This window comes from Neisseria sp. P0001.S005, assembly GCF_051963715.1.
The window spans coordinates 1-3,869 of sequence record NZ_JBQCTZ010000269.1 but is presented as its reverse complement, the minus strand read 5'-3'; the positions used below and the strand labels follow the sequence as shown (position 1 = coordinate 3,869).

General features: G+C 48.0%; 3 protein-coding genes. 2 read left to right on the top strand and 1 reads right to left on the bottom strand.

The features are described 5' to 3' along the window. Positions 1-6 precede the first annotated feature (6 nt). Positions 7-1,062 (top strand): lytic murein transglycosylase B, encoded by a 1,056-nt coding sequence (gene mltB / locus ACTHSP_RS18590; RefSeq protein ID WP_440346642.1) that lies wholly within the window; start codon positions 7-9, stop codon positions 1,060-1,062. 59 nt (positions 1,063-1,121) lie between these two features. On the opposite strand, the gene ACTHSP_RS18585 is transcribed toward mltB, so the two are convergent. Further along, positions 1,122-1,835, bottom strand: coding sequence for an aldose epimerase family protein (locus ACTHSP_RS18585; RefSeq protein WP_440346641.1), 714 nt, complete (start codon positions 1,833-1,835; stop codon positions 1,122-1,124). A gap of 198 nt (positions 1,836-2,033) precedes the next feature. On the opposite strand from ACTHSP_RS18585, the gene dnaX reads away from it, so the two are divergent. Beyond that, positions 2,034-3,869 (top strand): DNA polymerase III subunit gamma/tau (gene dnaX, locus ACTHSP_RS18580; RefSeq protein ID WP_440346640.1); only part of this gene is annotated, 1,836 nt, incomplete at its 3' end.

The following is a 3,869-nucleotide window of genomic DNA, read 5'->3' as shown; positions in this document are numbered from 1 at the left end:
TTTGGGATGGGTCTGGCTGCTTTGGCTCTGGCTTCATGTAGTACCCCGCAAAAGCCTGCTGTTGATACGGCAAAACCGGTTGAGCCTGTTTCTTCTGCAAAACGCCCTGTATTTGATGCTGCGGCTGAATCTGTTGCCAGCAGCGGTTTCAATGAGAATGTCAATGTTCAGCAGTTTATCCAATATGAAGTGAAAAACCGCCGTTTCAGTGCGCAAGAATTGCGCAATTTCTTTAATGGCGTGGTGTATAAAGGCAACATTATTACCATTATGTACCGCCCAAGCACTTCGCGTCCTTGGTATGAATTCCGCACCGGTAACTCTGGTGCGGTCAAATTTAATGGTGGTAGACAATTCTATGCGGCAAACCGTGCCGTAATCGATGATGTGGCACGCAAATACGGCGTACCTGCCGAATTGATTGTGGCGATTCTCGGTATCGAAACCAATTACGGCAAAAATACGGGCAGCTTCCGCGTTGCCGATGCCTTGAGTACATTGGCCTTTGATTATCCACGCCGTGCCGAGTTCTTCCAAAACGAGTTGAGCGAACTTTTGCAGATGGCAAAAGAAGAAAAAGAAAATGTCTTTGACTTCAAAGGCAGCTATGCCGGTGCAATGGGTATGCCGCAATTTATGCCTTCAAGCTACCGTAAATGGGCGGTAGACTATGATGGTGATGGTCATCGCGATATTTGGAATAATGTCGGCGATGTGGCAGCTTCTGTCGCCAATTATATGAAACAGCATGGCTGGCAGACAGGCGGCAAGATGGTTGTGCCGGTAAGTCTGACGATTACTCCGCACTTGCAGGCGATTATCGATGAGAAAACAGCTTTGACACGCACTGTCGCAGATTTCAAAGCCTTGGGTGTCGTGCCTCAAGCTGCTGTTGCGGATAATGAAAAGGCTGTATTGTATGCTTTGGAAACCAGCCCGGGCGTATTTGAATACTATTTGGGCCTGAATAACTTCTACACAGTATGGCAATACAACCACAGCCGCATGTATGTAACAGCGGTGCGCGATATTGCAAATGCAATCAATAACAATGGCCTGTAAGCCATAAGAAAACCACCCTTTGGGGTGGTTTTTAAGTATTTATGACTTTGCAGAACATTTTAAGCCATCAGTCTGATTTTCATGGCGTAACGTTTTTTGCTGTGCCCTGAAACAAACTGTCCGCCTCGTGGAGGGGATAAAAATGCATTGCCTTCTGCGGTTGGCTCTGCACAAGTATATTGGCCGTTTCGATCGCTCCAGAGGGCATACACAGGCAGATTGTGGGTGCGGATATCCAGTTTCAAGCCGTCAAATGCAACGTGTGCATCTTGATTGGAGGAAACAAATTCGGTATGGGAGATATAGTCGACATCGTATGGCGCACCGTTGAAATCAAATTGTGTGCCGGCGGCGGTAAAGTAGGGGTGGAATCCTGGGGATGTGCGGACGGGCGATTCGCCGTAATTGCAGACGGTTAGGATGGCGATGGCTTCATTTTCGTGAGGCAGACTGTAATCGAGCAACCATTCGACGTGTTCATAGCCTTTTTCTGTGCTGATTAATTTCAAGCCGATATCCGATTCATTTTGATGGCGGATTTCCCAGTCTGAAGTTCTGCCGAAACCATGTTGGGCCAGATGATTTTTGCTGTCCGGTCCGAATTGGGGCAAGCAGACATGCATGCCGCTGCGTAATTTTGTGTCATTGGCGACTTGAACGATGGTTTTCGGAAACAAGATCTCCCGCCCTTTTAAAATCAGGGAATCAATATATCCGCCCCTTGTGTTGACTTGTATGGTGGCTGATTGGTTGCGTAGTATGATTTCAGACATAATGATTTTAGCTTTAACTTGGTTATTATTTGTGTAGCATTCTAACATTGCGATGACATGCTGTCGCTGCCAGCTTGATAGAAAATCCTTAATAAAAATCAAAAAAATGCTAGAATATATGCCATTTTCTGAGGCCGTCTGAAGAGCGGATAATTCTTTTCAGACGGCCTTCCTATTTATTTCCCGTAGAGAAACAACATGGCTTATCAAGTTCTTGCACGAAAATGGCGTCCGAAAACCTTTGCCGATTTGGTCGGTCAGGAACACGTCGTCAAAGCCCTGCGCAACGCGCTGGACGAAGGCCGTCTGCACCATGCCTATCTGCTGACAGGGACGCGCGGTGTGGGCAAGACCACGATTGCCAGGATTTTGGCCAAGAGCTTGAACTGCGAAAATGCCGTGCATGGCGAACCATGCGGTCAGTGTGAAAGCTGTACGCAAATCGACAGCGGCCGTTATGTGGATTTATTGGAAATTGACGCGGCATCGAATACCGGTATCGACAATATCCGTGAAGTGTTGGAAAACGCACAATATGCGCCTACTGCGGGTAAATACAAAGTCTATATCATCGACGAAGTGCATATGCTTTCCAAAAGCGCGTTCAATGCCATGCTGAAGACTTTGGAAGAGCCGCCTGAGCACGTTAAATTTATTTTGGCGACCACCGATCCGCACAAAGTCCCCATTACCGTATTGAGCCGTTGTCTGCAGTTTGTTTTGCGCAACATGACAACCCAGCAGGTTGCCGAGCATTTGGCACATGTCTTGGATCGTGAAAACGTTCCTTATCAGCCGCAGGCTTTGCAGCTTTTAGGACGTGCCGCCGCCGGCTCGATGCGCGATGCGTTGAGCCTTTTGGATCAGGCGATTGCCATGGGGTCGGGTAAAGTGGCCGAACAAGATGTCCGCCAAATGATCGGAGCGGTCGATAAACAATACTTGTTTGAATTGCTTGAAGGAATCATCAATCAAAACGGTGAGGCCTTGCTGGAAAAAGCTCAGGAAATGTCTGCCAGAGCGATTGGTTTTGACAGCGCATTGGCAGAATTGGCCATGCTGTTGCAACGTTTGGCTTTGATTCAAACCATTCCTTCCGCCTTAGCGAATGACGACCCTGAACGTGAAACTTTGCTGCGATTAAGTCAGGCTTTTAGTGGCGAGCAGATTCAGCTTTATTATCAATGTGCTATTCATGGCAAACAGGATTTGCCGCTGGCTCCGGACGAGTATGCCGGTTTTGTTATGACGCTTTTGCGCATGCTTGCATTTGCGCCGTTGGCCGCTTCGGGTTGTGATACGCAAAGTCAGATTGAACACACGGATTTGCATTCCGATCATCAGAAAGCTGAGGCCGAAAAAAAGCCTTTTCAGCTGCCGAAATCTGAGCCGATAGCAGCACCGGCGGTTGAGAAAGAAGCTGTTCTAAGCAAACAGGATACCGTTGAAAGGCCGTCTGAAGAAACTATTCAGTCTGCTCAACAACAGGCGGATGTACCACCTTGGGAGGAAATGCCGAGCCAAGTATCGGACGAAACGCCTCAAACAAAAACGGCGCAGATACAAGAAACTGCGGAGACATTGCCTGTTGCAAAAGTTCAGACGGCCCCTGAGCCGGAAGAATATCCGCACATGAATGAGGAAATTCCACCTCCGTATTTTGATGAAGCATATACATATGAAGATTCACACGGTGCTGATGTGATGGAAGTACCGCAGCCGGTTGAGTCTGCTGAGACTGAAGAAGAGGAGGGGGATGAAGAAGAGCTTCAGTTCGCTCCTTTGCCTGAGTTTAAAACTGAGAATTGGCACAGCATTATCGAACGCTTCGCCCGTAAATTAGGCGCGGCGCAGATGTTGGCACAAAATGCGGCATGGACAAGTTATGATGCGGAAGCAGGTTTAATCATGCTGTCGTTGACGGATGAGGCCAAAGCGACTGCCAATAAAGAGCGACTGGATAAAATCTGCCAGACGTTGAGCGAGGCATACCATCTTGGCAATTTAAGGCTGCAAACCGAGCCTTGGCAGGAT